Source organism: Streptomyces sp. NPDC026394, from assembly GCF_055567735.1.
The window spans coordinates 8,009-31,893 of record NZ_JBVHPX010000016.1 but is presented as its reverse complement, the minus strand read 5'-3'; the positions used below and the strand labels follow the sequence as shown (position 1 = coordinate 31,893).

The window sequence follows — 23,885 nt, the reverse complement described above, 5'->3', positions numbered from 1 at the left end:
GTACTAGTCGGACAGACCAAGTTCCCTGTCGAGAAACTCGAACATCTCGTCGGGTGTGGCCGACTCGATTTCCACCCCGCCGCTGCCGGAATCCGACCGGCCCTGCTTTTCGATCCAGTTGGAGAGAATGCCTTGCAGCCGCCTTGTGATCCGTTCGTTCGTGTCCTGGTCGGGTGCCGCGCTCAACAGACCGGCTTCGAGCCGGTCGAGGTCGTCGAGTACCGGCAGCGCAGTCGGCTCGTCCGGGGCGAGCTCGGTACGCAACCAGGCGGCCACCGCCACCGGGGTGGGGTGGTCGAAAATCAATGTAACCGGGACTCGCAGTCCGGTCGCAGTGTTCAACCGGTTACGCAGTTCGACTGCTGTCAGTGAATCGAATCCGAGGTCCTTGAATGCCTGCTGGTCCTGCACCGCCTCGGCCGAGGGGTGGCCCAGTACCACGGCGGCCTCGGCCCGCACCAGATCGGTGAGGGTCCGCTCCTGCCCGGCCCGGTCCAGTTCGGCCAGCCGGCGTGCCAGCTCGCCCTCCGCGGAGGCGGGCTGCTCGGCGACCCGGTTGCCGACCGTAGCCAGTCGGCGCACCGCCGACAGGCCCCGCACCAGCGGCACCTCCGTCAGGTTGGCCGCGCTCTGCGCCAGCACGGCCCAGTCGACGTCCATCACCGTCACCACGGCGTCCGGGCCGTGCAGCGACTCGCCCAGCGCCCGGACCGCCGACCGCGGATCCATCGCGGCCAGCGGGAGTTTCTTCATCCGTTCCCGGATCGCCTCCTTGGAGTCGGCCATTCCGCCGCCGCCCCACTGGCCCCAGGCCACCGACAGACCAGTCAGTCCGCGGGCCCGCCGGTTCTCCGCCAGCGCGTCCAGGTAGGAGTTGGCGGCCGCGTAGTTGCCCTGACCTGCGGAGCCGAGGGTGGATGCGGCGGAGGAGAACAGTACGAAGGCGTCCAGGTCCAGTCCGGCCGTCAGCTCGTCCAGGTGGGCGGCGCCCACAGCCTTGGCCGCCAGCACCGTCTGCAACCGCTCGGCGGAGAGCCGGTCCACCACCCCGTCGTCCAGCACCGCGGCCGTGTGCAGCACGGTGGACAGCGCCGGTCCGCTCGTCCCGATCCAGGACACCAGCCCGGCCAACGCGGAGCGGTCACTCACGTCACACGCCACCACGTCCACCCGGGTTCCCCTGGCGGCCAGTTCGGCGGCGGTCGCCGCGACACCGCCGGCGGCGGGTCCGCTGCGTCCGGTCAGCACCACACGGGCCGCGTCGGCCTCGGCCAGCCACCGGGCCACGTGCCCGCCGACGGCGCCGGTGCCACCGGTGATCAGCGCACTGCCGCGCGGCGTCCAGTTCCCCTCGTCGGGGCCGGCGTCGGCGGCGTGGTGCATCCGGCGGCCGAGTATCCCGGTGGCCCGGACAGCCACCTGGTCCTCACCGCAGCCGCCCAGCACCGCGGCCAGCCGTGCGGCCGCCCGCTGGTCCAGTTCCTCGGGCAGGTCTACCAGCCCGCCCCAGCGGTCCGGGTGTTCCATGCCGATGACGCGGCCCAGGCCCCAGACCTGCGCCTGCACCGTGCCTGCCGGCACCTCGTCGGGGACGGCCGCCACGGCACCGCAGGTCACCGGCCACAGCGGTGCCTGGATGTCGGCGTCGCCGAGGGCCTGTACGAGAGCCAGGGTGGCGGCCAGTCCGGCGGGCACCGCCGAGTGGTCCGGCAGCGGCGTCTCGTCCAGCGCCAGCAACGACAGCACACCGGAGACGGCCGACGGGTCCGCCGCCTTGCTCAGCAACGCGGCCAGCTCGGCCCGGTCCACCGACCCGATCGGTACCTCGACAACCGCGACCTCGGCACCTCGGGCGCTCAGCGCCTCGGTGCAGCTCTGCGCCAGCTTCGCAGCGGCAGGCTGCGCGGGGACGGCGACCAGCCAGGTGCCGGTCAGCGCACCCGGGTCGGGTTCGGCGATCGGCTCCCAGACCATCCGATAGCGCCAGCCGGCGGTGGTCGAACGCTCCAGGTCACGCCGCCGCCACTGGGTCAGTGCGGGCAGCACCTGGTGGAAGGGGCGGTCGCCGTCCACCGCCAGGGTGTCCGCGAGCTGGTCCAGGTCACCGTTCTCCACAGCCGACCAGAACGCCGACTCCGCCGCGCTGCCAGCCCCGTCCCGGCCGGTGGCCGAGGCTCCGGCCGACAGTGCCGCCGGAGCCTCCGGCCAGAACCGCTGGTGCCGGAAAGCGTACGTGGGCAGCTCGACGTGTTCACCGGCGGGCAGCACACGCGTCCAGTCCACCGGCACACCGCTGACGAAGGCGCGAGCCAGGCCGGTCAGCAGGCCCGTGGCACTTTCGTCGTCACGCCGCTGGAGCGGGAGGAAGGCGGGCTCGGCCCCGTCCACCTCTACGACCGCATCCGGGCCGAGCGAGGAGAGTGAGCCGTCCGGGCCCACTTCGAGGAAGACGGAGATGCCTTCCGCCGCGAGGGTAGCTATCGCGTCGGCGAAGCGGACAGTCTGGCGGGTCTGGGCGGGCCAGTAGCCGGACTGCGGCTCGGACACCAGGTCACCGGTGAGGGCACCGGCCCACATCACCTCCGGACGACGGAACTCCAGCCCTTCCACGACGGTTCGGAGCTCATCCAGGACTGGGTCCATGGCCGGGGAGTGGAAGGCGTGCGAAACCCGCAGGCGCCGCACCCGGCAGCCCCGATCCCGCCACAGCTCCACCACCGCGTCGACCGCATCGGCCGCACCGGAGATGACCACGGATTCCGGGCCGTTGACCGCCGCTACGGCCACCTCACCCGACACCTCGTCAAACGAGGCGATGACCTCCGCTTCGGCGGCGTTGACCGCCGCCATCGCCCCACCCGACGGCAGCTCCTGCATCAACCGAGCACGAGCCGCCACCAGCGCACAGGCATCCGGCAACGACAACACACCAGCCACATGAGCCGCAGCCACCTCGCCCACCGAATGACCCACCACCGCATCAGCCACCACACCAGCAGCCTTGAGAACCTCCGCCAGGGCTACCTCGAAGGCAAACAGGCCGGCCTGCGCATACAGCGTCTGGTCCGCCAGCCCAGCAGCCGCATCGTCGCTGTTCAGAACGACGTCCCGGAGACGCACCTCGGTCCCCAGTTCCAGCTCCAGCAGTCCGCACACCCGGTCAAAGACCTCGGCGAACACCGCACTGCCCGCATACAGAGCACGGCCCATACCCGCCCATTGCGCACCCTGACCGGCGAAGACCAGACCCACCCGGACGTCGGGCCGGGCCACGCCCGACACCACCACAGGCGAGGACGAACCGGCCGCCAGGCTGTGCACGCCATCGAGAAGGGCACCACGCTCCGTACCGAGCACCACCGCGCGGTGCTCGAACGCCGACCGCGTCGCCGCCAGCGACCAGGCCACATCGGCCGGTCGCAGTTCCGGACGGGCCGTCAGCCACTCCCGCAGCCGCCCGGCCTGCGCCGACAGCGCCTCAGCCGTACGCCCGGAAACCACCCACGCACCAGCACCCTCAAGAGCCGCGACCGGCACCTGACCGGCGCTTTCGCTCCGCGCATCGATCGCGGGGGCCTCCTCCAGAATCACGTGGGCGTTGGTACCGCTGATACCGAACGCCGAGATCCCCGCCCGGCGCGGGCGGTCGCCCACCGGCCACGGCACCGACTCCGTCAGCAGCCGCACCGCACCCGCCGACCAGTCCACATGCGACGACGCCATATCAGCATGCAACGTCCGCGGCAACTGACCATGCTGCAACGCCAGCACCATCTTGATCACACCCGCAACACCCGCAGCAGCCTGGGTGTGACCGATGTTGGACTTCACCGACCCCAGCCACAGCGCGTCCCGGTCACCACGATCCCGGCCATACGTCGCCAGCAGCGCCTGCGCCTCGATCGGGTCACCAAGCTTCGTGCCGGTACCGTGCGCCTCCACCACATCCACCTCGGCCGCCGAGAGACCCGCACTGGCCAACGCCGCCCGGATGACGCGCTGCTGGGAGGGGCCGTTGGGGGCGGTCAGGCCGTTGGACGCCCCGTCCTGGTTGACCGCACTGCCCCGCAGCACCGCCAGCACCTTGTGGCCATTGGCCCGCGCGTCCGACAGCCGCTCCACCACCAGCATGCCCGCGCCCTCGGCCCAGCCCGTACCGTCCGCGTCATCCGAAAACGCCCGGCACCGGCCATCCGCCGACAGACCCTGCTGACGGGAGAAGTCGATGAACGTACCCGGCGTCGCCATCACCGTGACGCCACCGGCCAGAGCCATCGAGCACTCGCCGGACCGCACCGCCTGGGCCGCCAGGTTGAGCGCCACCAGCGACGACGAACACGCCGTGTCCACCGTCACTGCCGGACCTTCCAAACCGAGCACGTACGACACCCGGCCGGACAGGACACTGGTCGCGTTGCCGGTCATCAGGTGGCCCTCGACACCGGAGCCGCCCTCACCGGCCGCTGCGGAAACCCCAAGGCCATAACCAGAGGCAAAACCGCCGGCGAACACACCGGTCGAACTGCCGCGCAGGGACGACGGGTCGATACCGGCCCGTTCCAACGCCTCCCAGGACGTCTCCAGCATCAGCCGCTGCTGCGGATCCATCGCCAGCGCCTCACGCGGGCTGATTCCGAAGAAACCCGCATCGAACTCGGCCGCTCCCCGCAAGAACGCGCCTTGGGCGACGTACGAGGTGTTCTCGCGCTCACCGTCCGGGTCGTAAATGCCCTCCAGGTCCCAGCCACGGTCGGTCGGGAAACCACCCACCGCGTCACCACCGGAAGCCAACAGCTCCCAGAACCCCTCGGGCGTGCTCGCGCCACCGGGGAAACGGCAGGCCATGCCGACAATCGCCAGCGGCTCGTCCGCAGCGGGGGCAGCGGGGACCGGCGCCGCAGCTACGGCCTCCGGCACCTGCCCGGTCAGTTCGCCGCGCAGGAAGGTGGCGAGCGCGGTCGGGGTGGGGTGGTCGAAGACCAGGGTGGCAGGCAGTCGCAGCCCGGTCGCCGCATTGAGACGGTTACGCAACTCGACCGAGGTCAGCGAATCGAATCCCAGGTCCTTGAAGGCCTGCCGCGCCTGCACCCCGTCCGAAGAGGCATGTCCCAGTACGGCGGCGGCCTCAGCGCGGACCACGCCGGTCAGCACCCGGTCCTGCTCCGAGCGGGACAACCCCACTACCCGAGCGGCCAGTTCGCCCTCCACTGGCGCCAGCACCGGAGGACGGCCGGAGGCCGCGGACAGCTCCCGGACCTCGGGCAGGTCCCGCACCAACGGCCGGACCCGCATATCAGCAGCACCCGCACCGGACGCCAGCTGCGCCCAGTCCACCTCCATCACCGTCACCACGGCATCCGGACCGTCCAACGCCTCACCCAACGCCCGCACAGCCAACTGCGGGTCCATCGGCGGCATCGGCATCCGACGCATCCGGGACCGGATGACCTCACTGGACTCACCCAGACCGCCACCACCCCACAGACCCCAGGCCACCGCCAGACCGGCCAGCCCGCGGGCGCGCCGATTCTCCGCCAGCGCATCCAGGAAAGCATTGGCCGCCGCGTAGTTACCCTGCCCCGGGCCGCCGACGGTGGAGGCGGCCGAGGAGAACAGCACGAACGCGTCCAAATCCATGTTCGCGGTCAGCTCATCCAGCAGCACCGCACCGTGCGCCTTCACCCCCAGCACACTCTCCAGCCGCGCCGTGTCGAGGCGGTCCACCACACCGTCATCCAGCACACCCGCGGTATGCATCACCGAGGACAGCCCCGGACCGCTGCTGCCGATCCAGCTCAGCAGGTTGGTCAGCGGGCCGCGTTCGCTGACGTCGCAGGAGATGACGTTCACGTGGACGCCAGCGGTGGCCAGCTCTGCGGCCCGTGCCGCGACATCGGCTGCTGCCGGACCGGAACGGCCCGCCAACACCAGACGCTCGGCACCCCGGCCAACCAGCCACCGCGAGACGTGCCCGGCAATCGCACCGGTCCCACCGGTGACCAGTACAGTCCCTCGCGGCGACCAGCTCTCTCCCACACCACGGCCCGAGACGTGCGCGAGCCTGCGACCCAGGATTCCGGCCGCCCGGATGGCGACCTCGTTCTCCTTGCAGCCGGCCAGTACCGCCACCAACCGCGCACCGGACCGCTCATCGAGCGTCTCCGGCAGATCGACCAGACCACCCCAACGCTCCGGGTGCTCCAGGCCGACGACCCGGCCCAGACCCCAGACCTGCGCCTGCACCGGATGCGACAGCAGCTCGCCGCGGCCGGCAGCGACTGCACCGGAGGTCGCCACCCACAGCGGCGCCTCGATCGCGGCATCACCAAGAGCCTGCACCAGGCCCAAGGTGGCAGCCAGCCCAGCGTTCACGACCGGACGGTCCGGCAGCGCAGCCCCGTCCAGGGCCAGCAGCGACAGCACACCGGAGACGGCCGACGAGTCCGCCGCGCCAGTCAGCGCTGCCGCCAGCTCGGCCCGGTCCACCGTCCCAGTCGGAACCTCGACCACCGCGACCTCTGCACCACGGGCCGTCAGCGCCGCCACACACCGGTGCCGCAGCTCCTCCGCGCAACCAGCCGGCGCAAGCAGCATCCAAGTCGCCGTCAGCACACGAGCGTCAGGCTCGGCAACAGGCGACCAGACGGTCCGGTAGCGCCAGTCAGCAGTAGCCGAACGGTCCAGCTCACGACGCCGCCACGACGCCAACGCCGGCAACACCAAATCCAGCTGCCCCGCATCCTCCAAAGCCAGCGTCTCCGCAACCCGCGCCAGATCACCGTCCTCAACCGCCGCCCAGAACCCGGCCTCCGCCTCGGTGCCAGCCCCGGCCACGGTGGTTGCGGAACCGGGCATCGGCAGGACCAGCATGCCCTCCGGCCAGAACCGACGACGCCGGAACGCGTACGTCGGCAACTCAACCTGCTCACCAGCAGGCAGCACCGCCTGCCAGTCCACCGGCGCCCCGTTGACGAACGCCTCTGCCAACGAGGTCAGCAGGCGCTCGGCGCCGCCGTCATCGCGCCGCAGGGTTCCACACACCGCGGCGGGCTCCGTCCCCGGGCCTGTCTCCTGGGCGACCTCTTCCAGGGTGTCGTTCATCGCCCCCATCAGCACCGGATGCGGCGTCACCTCGACAAACAGTTGATGCCCACGACCCGCCAGCACCCGCACCGCACGGTCGTAATGCACCGTGGCCCGCAGGCTGCGATACCAGTACCCGGCGTCCAGCTCCTCACCGGTGAGGGTTTCGCCGGTCATCGCGGAGACCATCGGAACCCGGCCCCGGCGCGGGGAAACCCCGGCCAGGACGGTGGTGATCTCCTCCTCCAGCCGGTCCACCTGCGCCGAATGCGAGGCATAGTCCACCGCGACCATACGGGCCCTAGCGCCCTCCGCTTCGAACTCCGCCCTCAGCTCCTCAAGGGCCTCCGGTTCGCCCGAGATCACGGTGGCCGAGGGGCCGTTGACCGCCGCCAGGGACAGCCGGTCCCCGAAACGGACCAGACGTTCCTGGACCTCCGTCGCCGGGCGGCTGACCGAGAGCATGCCGCCCGCGCCCGCCAGCACCTTCAGCGCGCGCGACCGCAACGCCACCACACGGGCACCGTCCTCAAGCGACAGCATCCCCGCCACCGTCGCCGCAGCAATCTCCCCCTGCGAATGACCCACCACAGCATCCGGGACGACACCAGACGCCTCCCACACAGCGGCCAGCGACACCATCACCGCCCACAACGCAGGCTGGACGACATCCGCCACCTCCAACGCGGGGACATCCCCCGTTCCCGCCAGGACATCGGTCAGCGACCAGTCCACATACGGCGCCAACGCCGCAGCACACTCCGCCAACCGCGCCGCGAACACCGGCGAAACCCCCGCCAGCTCCCGACCCATCCCCAGCCACTGGGAGCCCTGACCGGCGAAGGCGAACACCGGACGGACGTTGGAACGGGCCACGCCGGACACCACCGAACCAGCCGGAACACCCGACGCCAGGCCCCCAAGCCCCGCCAGCACCTGCTCCCGGCCCCCGCCCACGACCACCGCACGGTGCTCGAAAACCGACCGCGTCACCGCCAACGACCACGCCACATCAACCGGTGCCAGTTCCGGACGCATCGCCGTCCACTCCCGCAGCCGCCCCGCCTGCGCCGTCAGCGCATCAGCAGTCCGACCGGACAGCACCCATGCACCGACACCGGCGTCCGCAGCCAGCGCTGCCGCCTCCGGCATTGTCGGGTCGTCCTCAAGGCCGTCGACCGTCTCGATGTCCTCCGAGGCGGGAGCCTCCTCCAGAATGAGGTGGGCGTTGGTGCCGCTCATCCCGAACGCCGAGACAGCGGCCCGTCGCACCCGATCACCATCAGACGGCCAGGCCACCTGCTCATTCAGCAGCCGCACCGCACCCGCCGACCAGTCCACGTGCGAGGACGGCACCTCGGCGTACAAGGTCTGCGGCAACCGCTCATACTGCAGGGCCAGCACCATCTTGATGACACCCGCAACGCCCGCAGCGGCCTGGGTGTGGCCGATGTTGGACTTCACCGACCCCAGCCACACCGGCCGGCCCTCCGCACGATCCCGGCCGTAGGTCGCCAGTACCGCCTGGGCCTCGATGGGGTCACCGAGTGTGGTGCCGGTGCCATGGGCCTCGACCACGTCGATGTCGGCGGTGGTCAGGCCGGAGTTGGCCAGCGCGGCACGGATCACGCGCTGCTGCGAGGGCCCGTTGGGCGCGGTCAGCCCGTTGGACGCACCGTCCTGATTGACCGCACTGCCCCGCAGCACCGCCAGCACCTTGTGGCCATTACGGCGGGCGTCCGACAGCCGCTCCACCACAACCATGCCGGCGCCCTCGGCCCAGCCCGTACCATCCGCCTCCTCGGAGAAAGCCCGGCACCGGCCATCGGCCGACAGCCCCTGCTGCCGGGAGAAGTCGATGAACGTCCCCGGCGTCGCCATCACCGTCGCCCCACCCGCCAGCGCCAGCGAACATTCCCCCGACCGCACCGCCTGCGCCGCCAGATGAAGCGCCACCAACGACGACGAACACGCCGTATCCACCGTCACCGCCGGACCCTCCAGACCCAGCACGTAGGACACCCGCCCGGACAGAACACTGGTCGCATTGCCCGTCAGCGAATGGCCCTCGGCACCAGAATCCCCCTGATTGGCAAGCGACAGCCCAAGCCCATACCCCGAGGTGAAACCGCCGGCAAAGACACCGGTGGCGCTCTCCTTCAGGGACGACGGATCGATGCCGGCACGCTCCAGCGCCTCCCAGGACGTCTCCAGCAACAGCCGCTGCTGCGGATCCATCGCCAGCGCCTCACGCGGACTGATCCCGAAAAACCCCGCATCGAACTCAGCAGCCTCCCTCAGGAACGCACCCTGCGCGACATACGAGGTCCCCTCCCGCGCACCCTCCGGGTCAATGAGACCGTCCAGATCCCAGCCGCGGTCGGACGGGAAGTCACCGACCGCGTCGCCACCGGAGGCCAGCAGCTCCCAGAACTCCTGCGGGCTGCCCACCCCGCCCGGGAAGCGGCACGCCATCCCGACGATCGCCAGCGGCTCGTCCGCAGGCGCCGCCACCACAGTGAGTGCCGCAGCACCAGCGGTGTCAGGCTCCCCACCGGTCAGCTCACCGCGCAGGAAAGCGGCCAGCGCCAGCGGGGTGGGGTAATCGAAGACCAAGGTCGACGGCAACCGCAAACCGGTCACCGCATTGAGACGGTTACGCAACTCGACCGAGGTCAGCGAGTCGAAACCCAGGTCCTTGAACGCCCGACGGTCCTCCACCGCATCGGGCGAGCCATGGCCCAACACAGCAGCGGCTTCCGCCCGTACCACCTCCGTCAGCAACCGCTCCTGCTCCGCGCGGTCCAGCCCGGCCAGCTGACGGGCCAGCTCACCTTCCGCAGGCGCCACAGTGACCGTGTTCCCGGCCGCCGCGAGCAGCTGACGGATCTCAGGCAGGTCCCGCACCAACGGCCGCTTCAACATCCCCGTGGCACCGGCATCGGATGCCAACTGCGCCCAGTCCACACCCATGACAGCCACGGCGGCATCCGGCCCCCGCAACGCCTCGGCCAGCGCACGGACCGCAAGCCGCGGGTCCATCGGCGGCATCGCACCTTGCTCAACCCGCGCCCGCACCGCACCACTCGACGCAGCCATACCACCACCGGCCCACGGCCCCCACGCCACCGCCAGCGCGTGCAACCCACGGGCCCGCCGGTTCTCCGCCAACGCGTCCAAGAAGGCATTGGCCGCCGCATAGTTACCCTGACCCGAACCCCCCAGAGTCGCCGCCGCAGCCGAGAACAACACGAACGCATCCAGGTCCAGCTCCGCGGTCAGCTCATCCAGCAGCACCGCGCCGTGCGCCTTCACCCCCAGCACGCTCTCCAGCCGCGGGGTGGTGAGGCGGTCCACCACACCGTCATCCAGCACACCCGCGGTATGCATCACCGACGACAGCCGGGGGCCGCTACGGCCGATCCAGGCCACCAAGCCTGACAGCGGCGCCCGTTCACTCACATCGCACGCCACCACCTCAACCGCGCTGCCCGCCTCCGCAAGCTCCGCAGCCAGCGCGGCCACACCCTCCGCCGTCGGACCCGAGCGGCTCGTAAGCACCAGCCGCTCAGCGCCCTCACCACAGAGCCAGCGCGCCACATGTCCCGCGATCGCGCCCGTCCCTCCGGTGATCAGCACAGTGCCGCGCGGCGACCAGTTCTCCCCGGAACCGTGTCGCGTGACACGCGCGAGCCGGCAGCCCAGAATTCCGGACGGCCGCAGGGCCACTTCGTTTTCACCGCAACCGGCCAGTACCGCCACCAGCCGTGCAGCGGACCGCTCATCGAGCGTCTCCGGCAGATCGACCAGACCACCCCAACGCTCCGGGTGCTCCAGCGCAACCACCCGACCCAGGCCCCAGACCTGCGCCTGCACCGGACGGGCCAGGGCTTCTTCCGCACCGGCCGCCACCGCGCCGGACGTAGCCACCCACAGCGGCACCTCGATCCCGGCGTCACCGAGAGCCTGTACGAGAGCCAGGGTGGCGGCCAGCCCGGCGGGCACCGCCGGGTGGTCCGGCAGCGGCGTCTCGTCCAGCGCCAGCAGCGACAGCACACCAGAGACGGCGGAGTCATCCACCGCGCCAATCAGCAACGCGGCCAGTTCGGTCCGGTCCATCGTTCCGGCCGGAATCTCGACCACCACGGCCTCGGCACCACGGGCGCTCAGCGACTCGATACAGTCCTGCGCCAGGTCTGCCGCAGCCGACTCCGCAGGAACGGCGACCAACCACGTACCGGACAGCACATGGGCGTCAAGCTCTGCAACGGGCGACCAGACGGTTCGGTAGCGCCAGTCGGCGGTAGCCGAACGGTCCAGCTCGCGACGGTGCCAGGACGCCAGTGCGGGCAGCACCTGGTGGAAGGGACGGTCGCCGTCCACCGCCAGAGTGTCCGCCAGCTGTTCCAGGTCACCGCTCTCCACAGCCGACCAGAACGCCGACTCGGCCGCGCTGCCAGCCCCGTCCCGGCCGGTGGCCGAGGCTCCGGCCGACAGTGCCGCCGGAGCCTCCGGCCAGAACCGCTGGTGCCGGAAAGCGTACGTGGGCAGCTCGACGTGTTCACCGGCGGGCAGCACACGCGTCCAGTCCACCGGCACACCGCTGACGAAGGCGCGAGCCAGGCCGGTCAGCAGGCCCGTGGCGCCTTCGTCGTCACGCCGCTGGAGCGGGAGGAAGGCGGGCTCGGCCCCGTCCACCTCTACGACCGCATCCGGGCCGAGCGAGGAGAGTGAGCCGTCCGGGCCCACTTCGAGGAAGACGGAGATGCCTTCCGCCGCGAGGGTAGCTATCGCGTCGGCGAAGCGGACAGTCTGGCGGGTCTGGGCGGGCCAGTAGCCGGACTGCGGATCGGACACCAGGTCACCGGTGAGGGCACCGGCCCACATCACCTCCGGACGACGGAACTCCAGCCCCTCCGCGACGGTTCGGAGCTCATCCAGGACCGGGTCCATGGCCGGGGAGTGGAAGGCGTGCGAAACCCGCAGGCGCCGCACCCGGCGACCCCGGTCCCGCCACAACTCCACCACCGCATCAACCGCTTCGACCGCACCAGAAATGACTACCGACTCGGGACCATTGACCGCCGCGACAGCCACTTCACCCGACGCCTCAGCCGACACCTCGTCGAACGAAGCAATGACGGCCGATTCATCGGCGTTGATCGCTGCCATCGCCCCACCCGACGGCAGCTCCTGCATCAACCGAGCACGAGCCGCCACCAGCGCACACGCATCCGGCAACGACAACACACCAGCCACATGAGCCGCAGCCACCTCGCCGACTGAGTGGCCCACCACCGCATCAGCCACCACACCGGCGGCCTTCAGGACAGCCGCCAGGGCCACCTCGAAGGCAAACAGGCCCGCCTGCGCATACAGCGTCTGATCGGCAAGCTCAGCAGCTTCCCCGTCACCCTCCAGGATCACGTCCCGCAGATGTACCTCGGTGCCCAGTTCCAGCTCCAGCAGCCCACACGCCCGGTCAAAGACCTCGGCAAACACCGCACTGCCCGCATACAGACCACGGCCCATACCCGCCCACTGCGCACCCTGACCCGCAAACACCAGACCCACCCGGACATCAGACCGGGCCACACCCGACACCACTTCGGGCGAGGAGGTTCCGGCGGCCAGCTTGTGCAGGTCGGACAGCAGCCCATCACGTTCGGTGCCGAGCACCACGGCACGGTGCTCGAACGCCGACCGCGTCGCCGCCAGCGACCACGCCACATCAGCCGCGCCCAACCCCGGACGCGCCGACACCCACTCCCGCAACCGACCGGCCTGCGCCGACAACGCCTCAGCCGTACGACCCGACACCACCCACGCACCAGCATCCACCAGCACCGGCGCCGCACCCACCGACCCGACCGTCCCGGAACCGGCCTCGGCAGACCCGCCAACCTCGCCGGACTCCACCGGCGGAGCCTCCTCCAGAACTACATGGGCGTTGGTGCCGCTGATACCGAACGCCGACACCCCCGCCCGGCGCGGACGCTCACCCGCCGGCCACGGCACCGACTCCGTCAGCAACCGCACCGCACCCGCCGACCAGTCCACATGCGACGACGCCACATCCGCATGCAACGTCCGCGGCAACCGCCCATGCTGCAACGCCAGCACCATCTTGATCACACCCGCAACACCCGCAGCAGCCTGGGTGTGGCCGATGTTGGACTTCACCGACCCCAGCCACAGCGGATCGCCCTCACCGCGGTCCCTGCCATAGGTCGCCAACAGGGCCTGAGCCTCGATGGGGTCACCGAGTGTGGTGCCGGTGCCATGCGCCTCGACCACGTCCACCTCGGCAGCAGACAGCCGGGCGTTGGCCAGCGCCGCTCGGATCACCCGCTGCTGCGAAGGCCCGTTGGGCGCCGAAAGACCATTCGACGCACCATCCTGATTCACCGCCGCGCCACGGACGACAGCCAGCACCCGATGCCCGTTACGCCGCGCATCCGAAAGCCGCTCCACCACCAGAACACCGGCACCCTCGGCCCAGCCCGTACCGTCCGCATCCTCCGAGAACGCCCGGCACCGGCCATCCGCCGACAGACCCTGCTGACGGGAGAACTCCACGAAGGAGGAAGGCGTAGCCATCACGGTCACACCACCGGCCAGAGCCATAGAGCACTCCCCGGACCGTACCGACTGCGCGGCCAGGTTGAGCGCCACCAACGACGACGAACACGCCGTGTCCACCGTCACCGCCGGCCCCTCCAGGCCGAGCACGTACGACACCCGGCCGGACAGGACACTGGTCGCGTTCCCAGTCATCAGGTGGCCCTCGACACCGGAGCCGCCCTCACCGGCCGCTGCGGAAACCCCAAGGCCGTACCCGGTAGTGAAGCCGCCGGCGAACACACCGGTCGAACTGCCGCGCAGGGACCACGGGTCGATGCCGGCGCGCTCCAGGGCCTCCCAGGACGTCTCCAGCATCAGCCGCTGCTGCGGGTCCATGGCGAGGGCTTCGCGCGGGCTGATCCCGAAGAACCCGGCATCGAACTCGGCTGCCCCGTGCAGGAAGGCGCCCTGGGCGACGTACGAGGTGTTCTCTCGCTCACCGTCCGGGTCGTAAATGCCCTCCAGGTCCCAGCCACGGTCGGTCGGGAAACCACCCACCGCGTCACCACCGGAGGCCAACAGCTCCCAGAACTCCTCCGGACTGCTCGCGCCACCGGGGAAACGGCAGGCCATGCCGACGATCGCCAGCGGCTCGTCCGCAGCGGGGGTCGTGCCGTCCACCGCAGTCTGCATAGCGGAAGTTCCGCTGTCGGCGGCGTCCGGGTGGTCGCCGATCATTTCGCCGCGCAGGAAGGCGGCCAGCGCGACCGGAGTCGGGTGGTCGAAGACCAGGGTCGCCGGCAGCCGCAGCCCGGTCGCCGCGTTGAGGCGGTTACGCAACTCGACCGAGGTCAGCGAATCGAACCCCAGATCCTTGAACGCATGCCGCGCCTGCACCCCGTCCGCCGAGTCGTGCCCGAGCACAACAGCGGCCTCGGCACGGACCATGCCGGTCAGCACCCGGTCCTGCTCCGAGCGGGACAACCCCGCTACCCGAGCGGCCAGTTCGCCCTCGACTGGCGCCAGGGCAGGCGCACGGCCGGGGGCCGCGGACAGCTCCCGGATCTCGGGCAGGTCCCGCACCAACGGCCGCTTCAGCATCCCCGTGACGCCGGCATCGGATGCCAGCTGCGCCCAGTCCACCTCCATCACCGTCACCACGGCATCCGGACCGTCCAACGCCTCACCCAACGCCCGCACAGCCAACTGCGGCTCCATCGGCGGCATCGGCATCCGACGCATCCGGGACCGAATGACCTCGCTCGACTCGCCGAGGCCACCACCGCCCCACAGACCCCAGGCCACCGCCAGACCGGCCAGCCCACGACCGCGCCGGTTTTCCGCCAGCGCGTCCAGGAAAGCATTGGCCGCCGCATAGTTACCCTGCCCCGGGCCACCGAGGGTGGAAGCGGCCGAGGAGAACAGCACGAACGCATCCAGGTCCAGCCCGGCGGTCAGCTCGTCCAGCAGCACCGCGCCGTGCGCCTTCACGCCCAGCACACTCTCCAGCCGCCCGGTGTCGAGGCGGTCCACCACACCGTCATCCAGCACACCCGCGGTATGCATCACCGAAGAGAGCCGGGGACCGCTCGCATCGATCCAGTCCAGCAGCCCGGCCAGACCCGCACGCTCGCTGACATCGCAAGCCACGATCTCCACGGCGGAACCGGCTGCCGCGAGTTCGGCCGCCAGCGCTGCCGCGCCCACAGCCGCCGGACCCGAACGGCTCGTCAGCACCAGACGCCCGGCACCCCGGCCCGCCAGCCACCGCGAAACATGCCCGGCAATGGCACCGGTGCCACCGGTGACCAGTACAGTCCCCCGCGGCACCCAGCTCTTCCGCGCACCACGGCCCGATACGTGCGCGAGCCTGCGGCCCAGGATCCCGGCCGCCCGGATGGCCACCTCGTTCTCACCACAGCCAGCCAGCACCGCCACCAACCGCGCACCAGCCCGCTCATCGAACGTCTCCGGCAGGTCAACCAGACCACCCCAACGCTCCGGATGCTCCAGCGCAACGACCCGGCCCAGACCCCACACCTGCGCCTGCACCGGACGGGCCAACACCTCGCCCCGCCCGACCGCCACCGCACCACACGTGGCCACCCACAGCGGCGCCTCAACCCCAGCGTCACCAAGAGCCTGCACCAAGCCCAAGGTGGCAGCCAGGCCCACGGGCACCACCAAATGCCCAGGCGTTGACGTCTCGTCCAGGGCCAGCAACGACAGCACACCCGAGATGGCTGACGGGTCCGCCGCGCCGGTCAGCAACGCCGCCAGCCCGGCACGGTCCACCGTCCCAGCCGGAACCTCGACCACCACGGCCTCAGCACCACGGGCGCTCAGCGCCCCGACGCAGTCCTGCGCCAGCTCCACCACGGCAGACTCCGCAGGGACAGCGACCAACCACGTACCGGACAGCAGCCGAACATCCGGCTCGGCGATGACCGACCACCCAGTGCAATAACGCCAACCAGCCGTGGTCGAACGGTCCCGCTCACGCCGCCGCCACGACGCCAACACCGGCAGCACCTCATTGAACGGACGCCCACCCTCCAGGGCCAGCGCGTCCCCCAGCCCGGACAGGTCTCCATCCTCAACGGCCGCCCAGAATGCCGTCTCAGCGTCAGTGGTGGCACCGCCTCCGGCGGACGTGGAACCGGCAGTCGCGGAACCGGGCATCGGCAGGACCAGCTTGCCCTCCGGCCAGAACCGACGACGCCGGAACGCGTACGTCGGCAACTCAACCTGCTCACCAGCAGGCAGCACCGCCTGCCAGTCCACCGGTGCGCCATTGACGAACGCCTCCGCCAGGGAAGTCAGCAGGCGCTCAGCACCACCGTCGTCCCGGCGGAGCGTTCCGCATACGACGGCGGGCTCTCCACCAGCGTCCTGGGCGAGGTCCACGAGGGTGTCGTTCATCGCCCCCATCAGCACCGGATGCGGCGTCACCTCAACAAACACCTGATGCCCACGACCCGCCAGCACCCGCACCGCACGGTCGTAATGCACCGTCGCCCGCAGACTGCGATACCAGTACCCGGCATCCAGCTCCTCACCCGTCAGCATCTCGCCGGTCATCGCCGAGACCATCGGAACCCGGCCCCGACGCGGGGAAACCCCGGCCAGGACGGTGGTGATCTCCTCCTCCAGCCGGTCCACCTGCGCCGAATGCGAGGCATAGTCCACCGCGACCATACGGGCCCGGGCACCCTCACTCTCGAACTCCGCCCTCAGCTCCTCCAGCGCGGCCGGTTCACCCGAGACCACAGTGGCCGAGGGGCCGTTGACCGCCGCCAGAGACAGCCGCTCCCCGAACCGGACCAGGCGCTCCTCAACCTCCGCCGCCGGACGGCTGACCGACAACATCCCACCCGCACCCGCCAGCACCTTCAACGCACGCGACCGCAACGCCACCACACGGGCACCGTCCTCAAGCGAGATCATCCCCGCCACCGTGGCAGCGGCAATCTCCCCCTGCGAATGGCCCACCACCGCATCCGGAGCGACACCAGCCGCCTCCCACACCGCAGCCAGCGACACCATCACCGCCCACAACGCAGGCTGGACAACATCCGCCACCTCCAACGCAGGAGCACCCTCCGCACCCGCCAGGACATCGGTCAGCGACCAGTCCACATACGGCGCCAACGCCGCAGCACACTCCGCCAGCCGCCCCGCGAACACCGGCGAAACCTCCGCCAGCTCCCGTCCCATACCCACCCACTGCGAACCCTGACCAGCGAAGACAAACACCGGGCGGGCATGGGAGCGGGCCACGCCCGAAACGAGCGAGCCCGAGGACACAGCGGACGCCAGGCCCCCGAGCCCCGCGAGCACCTGCTCCCGGTCTCCGCCCACCACCACCGCCCGGTGCTCGAAGACCGACCGAGTCGCCGCCAACGACCACGCCACATCAACCGGCCGAAGAGCCGGACGAAGCGAAACCCACTCCCGCAACCGCCCCGCCTGCGCCGACAACGCCCCAGCAGTCCGCCCAGACAGCACCCAAGCACCAGCACCGGTCACCACCGGAACCACCGGCTTTTTGGGCTCCTCGGCGGCTTCGGCCTCCTGCGCCGCAGGCGCCTCTTCCAGAATGAGGTGAGCATTGGTCCCGCTCATACCGAACGCCGAAACAGCAGCCCGCCTTACCCGGTCTCCGTCGGCCGGCCAGGGAGCCGGTTCGGTGAGCAGCCGCACCTCACCCGCCGACCAGTCCACATGCGAGGACGGCACCTCGGCGTACAGCGTCTGCGGCAGCCGCTCATGCTGGAGCGCCAGCACCATCTTGATGACACCGGCGATACCCGCGGCGGCCTGGGTGTGACCGATGTTGGACTTCACCGACCCCAGCCACAGAGCATCCCGCTCACCACGATCCCGGCCATACGTCGCCAGCAGCGCCTGTGCCTCGATGGGGTCACCGAGTGTGGTGCCGGTGCCATGCGCCTCGACCACGTCCACCTCGGCAGCAGACAGCCGGGCGTTGGCCAGCGCGGCACGGATCACCCGCTGCTGCGACGGCCCGTTGGGGGCAGTCAGACCGTTCGACGCACCGTCCTGGTTGACCGCACTGCCCCGCAGCACCGCCAGCACCTTGTGGCCATTACGGCGGGCATCGGACAGCCGCTCCACCACAACCATGCCGGCGCCCTCGGCCCAGCCCGTACCATCCGCCTCCTCGGAGAAGGCCCGGCACCGGCCGTCCGCCGACAGACCCTGCTGACGGGAGAAGTCGATGAACGTACCCGGCGTCGCCATCACCGTCGCCCCACCGGCCAACGCCAGCGAGCACTCGCCCGACCGCACCGCCTGCGCCGCCAGATGAAGCGCCACCAACGAGGACGAACAGGCAGTGTCCACCGTCACCGCCGGCCCCTCCAGGCCGAGCACATAAGACACCCGCCCGGACAGGACACTGGTCGCATTGCCCGTCAGCGAATGGCCCTCGGCACCAGAATCCCCCTGATTGGCAAGCGACAGCCCAAGCCCATACCCCGAGGTGAAACCGCCGGCAAAGACACCGGTGGCGCTCTCCTTCAGGGACGACGGATCGATGCCGGCACGCTCCAGCGCCTCCCAGGACGTCTCCAGCAACAGCCGCTGCTGCGGATCCATCGCCAGCGCCTCACGCGGACTGATCCCGAAAAACCCCGCATCGAACTCAGCCGCCTCCCGCAGGAACGCACCCTGCGCGACATACGAAGTGCCCTCCCGCTCCCCCTCCGGGTCGTAAACACTCTCCAAGTCCCAGCCACGGTCGGCCGGGAAATCGCCCACGCCATCGCCACCGGAAGCCAGGAACTCCCAGAACTCCTCCGGACTCCCCACCCCACCGGGGAAGCGGCACGCCATCCCGACGATCGCCAGCGGCTCGTCCGCAGGCGCCGCCACCACGGTGATTACCGGAGCGGCCGTGCCCTTCTGCTGCCCGGTCAGCTCGTCACGCAGGAAAGCCGCCAGGGCCAGCGGGGTGGGGTAATCGAAGACCAGGGTCGACGGCAGCCTCAGCCCAGTCGCCGCGTTGAGACGGTTACGCAGCTCGACCGCGGTCAGCGAATCAAAACCCAGATCCTTGAACGCCCGACGGCCCTCCACCGCATCAGCCGATGCGTACCCCAGCACCACCGCAGCCTCGCCACACACCACGTCGGCGAGCATCCGCTCCTGCTCCGCGCGGTCCAGCCCGGCCAGCTGACGGGCCAGCTCACCTTCCGCAGGCGCCACAGTGACCGTGTTTCCGGCCGCCGCGAGCAGCTGATGGATCTCAGGCAGGTCCCGCACCAACGGCCGCTTCAGCATCCCCGTGGCACTGGCGTCGGATGCCAGCTGCGCCCAGTCCACATCCATGACGGCAACGGCGGCATCCGGCCCCCGCAACGCCTCGGCCAGCGCGCGGACCGCGAGCCGCGGGTCCATCGGCGGCATGGGCATCTTCCGCATCCTGGAGCGGACCGCCTCGTTGGAGTCGGCCATGCCTCCGCCGGCCCACGGGCCCCAGGCCACCGCCAACGCGTTCAGCCCACGGGCGCGCCTGTTCTCCGCCAGCGCGTCCAGGAAGGCATTGGCCGCCGCATAGTTGCCCTGCCCCGGACCGCCCAGGGTGGCAGCCGCAGCGGAGAACAGTACGAACGCGTCCAGGCCCAGGTCCGCGGTCAGCTCATCCAGCAGCACCGCACCGTGGACCTTGACCGCCAGCACCGACTGCAGACGGGAGACCGACAGCCGGTCCAGCACACCGTCGTCGAGCACACCCGCGGTGTGCATCACCGAGGACAGCTCCGGGCCACTACGGCCGATCCGGCCCAGCAGGTTGGTCACCGGGCCGCGTTCGCTGATGTCACAGGAGATGACGTCCACGTGGGCGCCAGAAGCAGCCAACTCCGCGGCCTGTGTCGCGACATCGGCTGTTGCCGGACCCGATCGGCTGGTCAGCACCAGACGCTCGGCGCCCCGGCCCGCCAGCCACCGCGAGACATGTCCGGCAATGGCGCCGGTACCGCCGGTGACCAGGACGGTTCCCCGCGGCGTCCAGCTCTCCCGCACACCACGCCCCGAGACATGCGCGAGCCTGCGTCCCAGGATTCCGGACGACCGCAGGGCCACCTCGTTCTCGCCACAGCCGGCCAGTACCGCCACCAGCCGCGCACCAGCACGCTCATCGAGCGTCTCCGGCAGATCGACCAGACCACCCCAACGCTCCGGATGCTCCAGACCGACCACCCGGCCCAGACCCCACACCTGCGCCTGCACCGGACGGGTCAGCGTCTCCTGCGCACCGGCCGCCACCGCACCACGCGTAGCGACCCACAGCGGTGCCTCAACCCCGGCGTCACCCAGAGCCTGGACAAGGCCCAGGGTGACAGCCAGACCGGCATTCACCACCGGATGGTCCGGCAGCGGCGTCTCATCCAGCGCCAGCAACGACAGCACACCAAACACCACCGACGTACCCACCGCGTCGGTCAGCAACGCGGCCAGCTCCACCCGGTCCACCGACCCGGCCGGGACCTCGACCACCACGACCTCAGCACCACGGGCGCTCAGCGCCTCGGCGCAGCCCTGCGCCAGCTCCGCCACAGCCGACTCCGCGGGGACAGCAACCAGCCACGTACCCGACAGCACACGAGCGTCCGGCTCGGCAACGGGTGCCCAGGTGGTGCGGTAGCGCCAGTCGGCAGTCAGGGAGCGCTCCAGATCGCGTCGCCGCCAAGAGGCCAGCGCCGGCAGCACCTCGCTGAACGGACGGTCGCCGCCCACGTCCAGCGTCTCGGCGAGCCGGGTGAGATCCTCCCCCTCGACGGCCGCCCAGAACTCCGCCTCCGCCTCGGTGCCCGCGGTGATCCGGTTCGCACCGCCGGCCGTCGGGGGCATCAGCGAGACGATCCCCTCGGGCCAGTAGCGCTGGTGCCGGAAGGCATACGTAGGCAGCTCCACCTGCTCACCGGCAGGCAGCACACGCGTCCAGTCCACCGGGACACCGTGGACGAAGGCACGGGCCAGACCGGTCTCCAGGTCGGTGGCGCCGTCCTCGGTGCGCCGCTGAAGGGGGACGAAGGCCGCCTCCGCACCCTCCACACCGGCCACCGCATCCGGGCCCAGCGAGGAGAGCGAACCGTCCGGACCCACCTCAAGGAAGACCGAGACACCCTCCCGCGCAAGGGTGGCCACCGCATCCGCGAACCGCACGGCCTGCCGGGTCTGCGCAGGCCAGTAACCGGCCTGCGGCTCGGACACCAGGTCACCGGTGAGCGCACCCGCCCACATCACCTCAGGCCGGTGATACACCAGCCCCTGCGCCACACCATCGAGCTCATCCAGGACCGGGTCCATGGCCGGGGAGTGGAAGGCGTGCGAAACCCGCAGGCGCCGCACCCGGCAGCCCCGATCCCGCCACAGCTCCACCACCGCGTCGACCGCATCGGCCGCACCGGAGATGACCACGGATTCCGGGCCGTTGACCGCCGCTACGGCCACCTCACCCGACACCTCGTCAAACGAGGCGATGACCTCCGCTTCGGCGGCGTTGACCGCCGCCATCGCCCCACCCGACGGCAGCTCCTGCATCAACCGAGCACGAGCCGCCACCAGCGCACAGGCATCCGGCAACGACAACACACCAGCCACATGAGCCGCAGCCACCTCGCCCACCGAATGACCCACCACCGCATCCGCCACCACACCAGCAGCCTTGAGAACCTCCGCCAGGGCTACCTCGAAGGCAAACAGGCCCGCCTGCGCATACAGCGTCTGATCCGCCAGGCCAGCGTCCACCCCCTCCGCACCCAACACCACATCCCGCAGACACACGCCGGCCCCGAGTTCCAGCTCCAGCAGCCCGCACACCCGGTCAAAGACCTCGGCGAACACCGCACTGCCCGCATACAGCCCACGACCCATGCCCGCCCACTGCGCGCCCTGACCCGCAAACACCAGCCCCACCCGGACATCCGCCCGGGCCACCCCCGACACCACCACAGGCGAGGACGTACCAGCAGCCAGGCTGTGCACGCCATCGAGCAGGGCACCACGCTCCGTACCAAGCACCACCGCGCGATGCTCGAACGCCGACCGCGTCGCCGCCAACGACCAGCCCACATCAGCCGCACCCAGCCCCGGGCGCGCCGACACCCACTCCCGCAGCCGACCGGCCTGCGCCGGCAACGCCTCAGCCGTACGACCCGACACCACCCACGCACCAGCACCCGCCAGCACCGGCGCCGCATCCGCCACCGGCCCGGCCGACCCGGCCGACCCGGCCGTCCCGGAACCGGCCTCGGCAGGCTCGCCGGCCTCGCCGGACTCCACCGGCGGAGCCTCCTCCAGAATCACATGCGCATTGGTGCCGCTGATACCGAACGCCGACACCCCCGCCCGGCGCGGACGCTCACCCGCCGGCCACGGCACCGACTCCGTCAGCAACCGCACCGCACCCGCCGACCAGTCCACATGCGACGACGCCACATCCGCATGCAACGTCCGCGGCAGCTGGCCGTGCTGGAGCGCCAGCACCATCTTGATCACACCCGCAACACCGGCCGCAGCCTGGGTGTGGCCGATGTTCGACTTCACCGACCCCAACCACAACGGGCGCCCTTCCGGGCGGCCCTGGCCGTACGTGGCCAGCAGGGCCTGGGCCTCGATGGGGTCGCCGAGCGTGGTGCCGGTGCCGTGTGCCTCCACCACGTCCACCTCGGCCGCCGAAAGGCCCGCACTGGCCAACGCCGCGCGGATGACGCGCTGCTGGGACGGGCCGTTGGGCGCCGAGAGGCCGTTCGACGCACCGTCCTGGTTGACCGCACTGCCCCGCAGCACCGCCAGCACCTTGTGGCCATTGCGCCGTGCGTCCGACAGCCGCTCCACCACCAGCATGCCGACGCCCTCGGCCCAGCCCGTACCGTCCGCGTCCTCGGAGAAGGCCCGGCATCGGCCATCCGCCGACAGACCCTGCTGCCGGGAGAATTCCACGAACGTCCCCGGGGATACCAGCACCGTGACACCACCGGCCAGGGCCAGCGAGCACTCTCCCAGCCGCAGGGCCTGAACAGCCAGGTGGAGTGCCACCAACGACGAGGAGCAGGCGGTGTCCACCGTGACCGCCGGGCCCTCCAGGCCCAGGGCGTACGACAGCCGGCCGGAGAGCACGCTGGTCGCGTTGCCGGTCATCAGGTGGCCCTCGACACCGGAGCCGCCCTCACCGGCTGCCCAGGAGAGCCCGATGCCGTATCCGGAGGCGAAGCCGCCGGCGAAGACACCGGTGGCGCTCTCCTTCAGGGACGCCGGGTCGATGCCGGCACGCTCCAGCGCTTCCCAGGCCGACTCCAGCAGCAGGCGCTGCTGCGGGTCCATGGCCAGCGCCTCACGCGGACTGATCCCGAAGAACCCCGCATCGAACTCGGCCGCCCCGTGCAGGAACGCGCCCTGGGCAACGTACGAGGTGTTCTCGCGCTCCCCCTCCGGGTCGTAGATGCCCTCCAGGTCCCAGCCACGGTCGGTCGGGAAGCCGCCCACCGCGTCACCACCGGAAGCCAGCAGCTTCCAGAACTCCTCAGGGCTGCCCGCGCCACCGGGGAAGCGGCACCCCATGCCCACGATCGCCACCGGCTCCGCCGCCTGCTCCTGCACCTCGCGCAGCCGGGCGCGGGCGTCCTGCGCGTCCGCGATGGCTCGCTTGAGGTAGCTACGAAGCTTGTTTTCGTCGGACACGGTCGGCTCCTTGCAATGATGTTTCAGCA

General features: G+C 70.7%; 1 protein-coding gene. It reads right to left on the bottom strand.

Annotated elements, in window-relative coordinates; genetic code table 11:
- Positions 1-3 precede the first annotated feature (3 nt).
- Positions 4-23,856, bottom strand: a complete 23,853-nt coding sequence (locus ACZ4QV_RS30040) for a type I polyketide synthase (protein ID WP_467763646.1) — start codon at positions 23,854-23,856, stop codon at positions 4-6.
- Between the last annotated feature and the right edge of the window lie 29 nt (positions 23,857-23,885).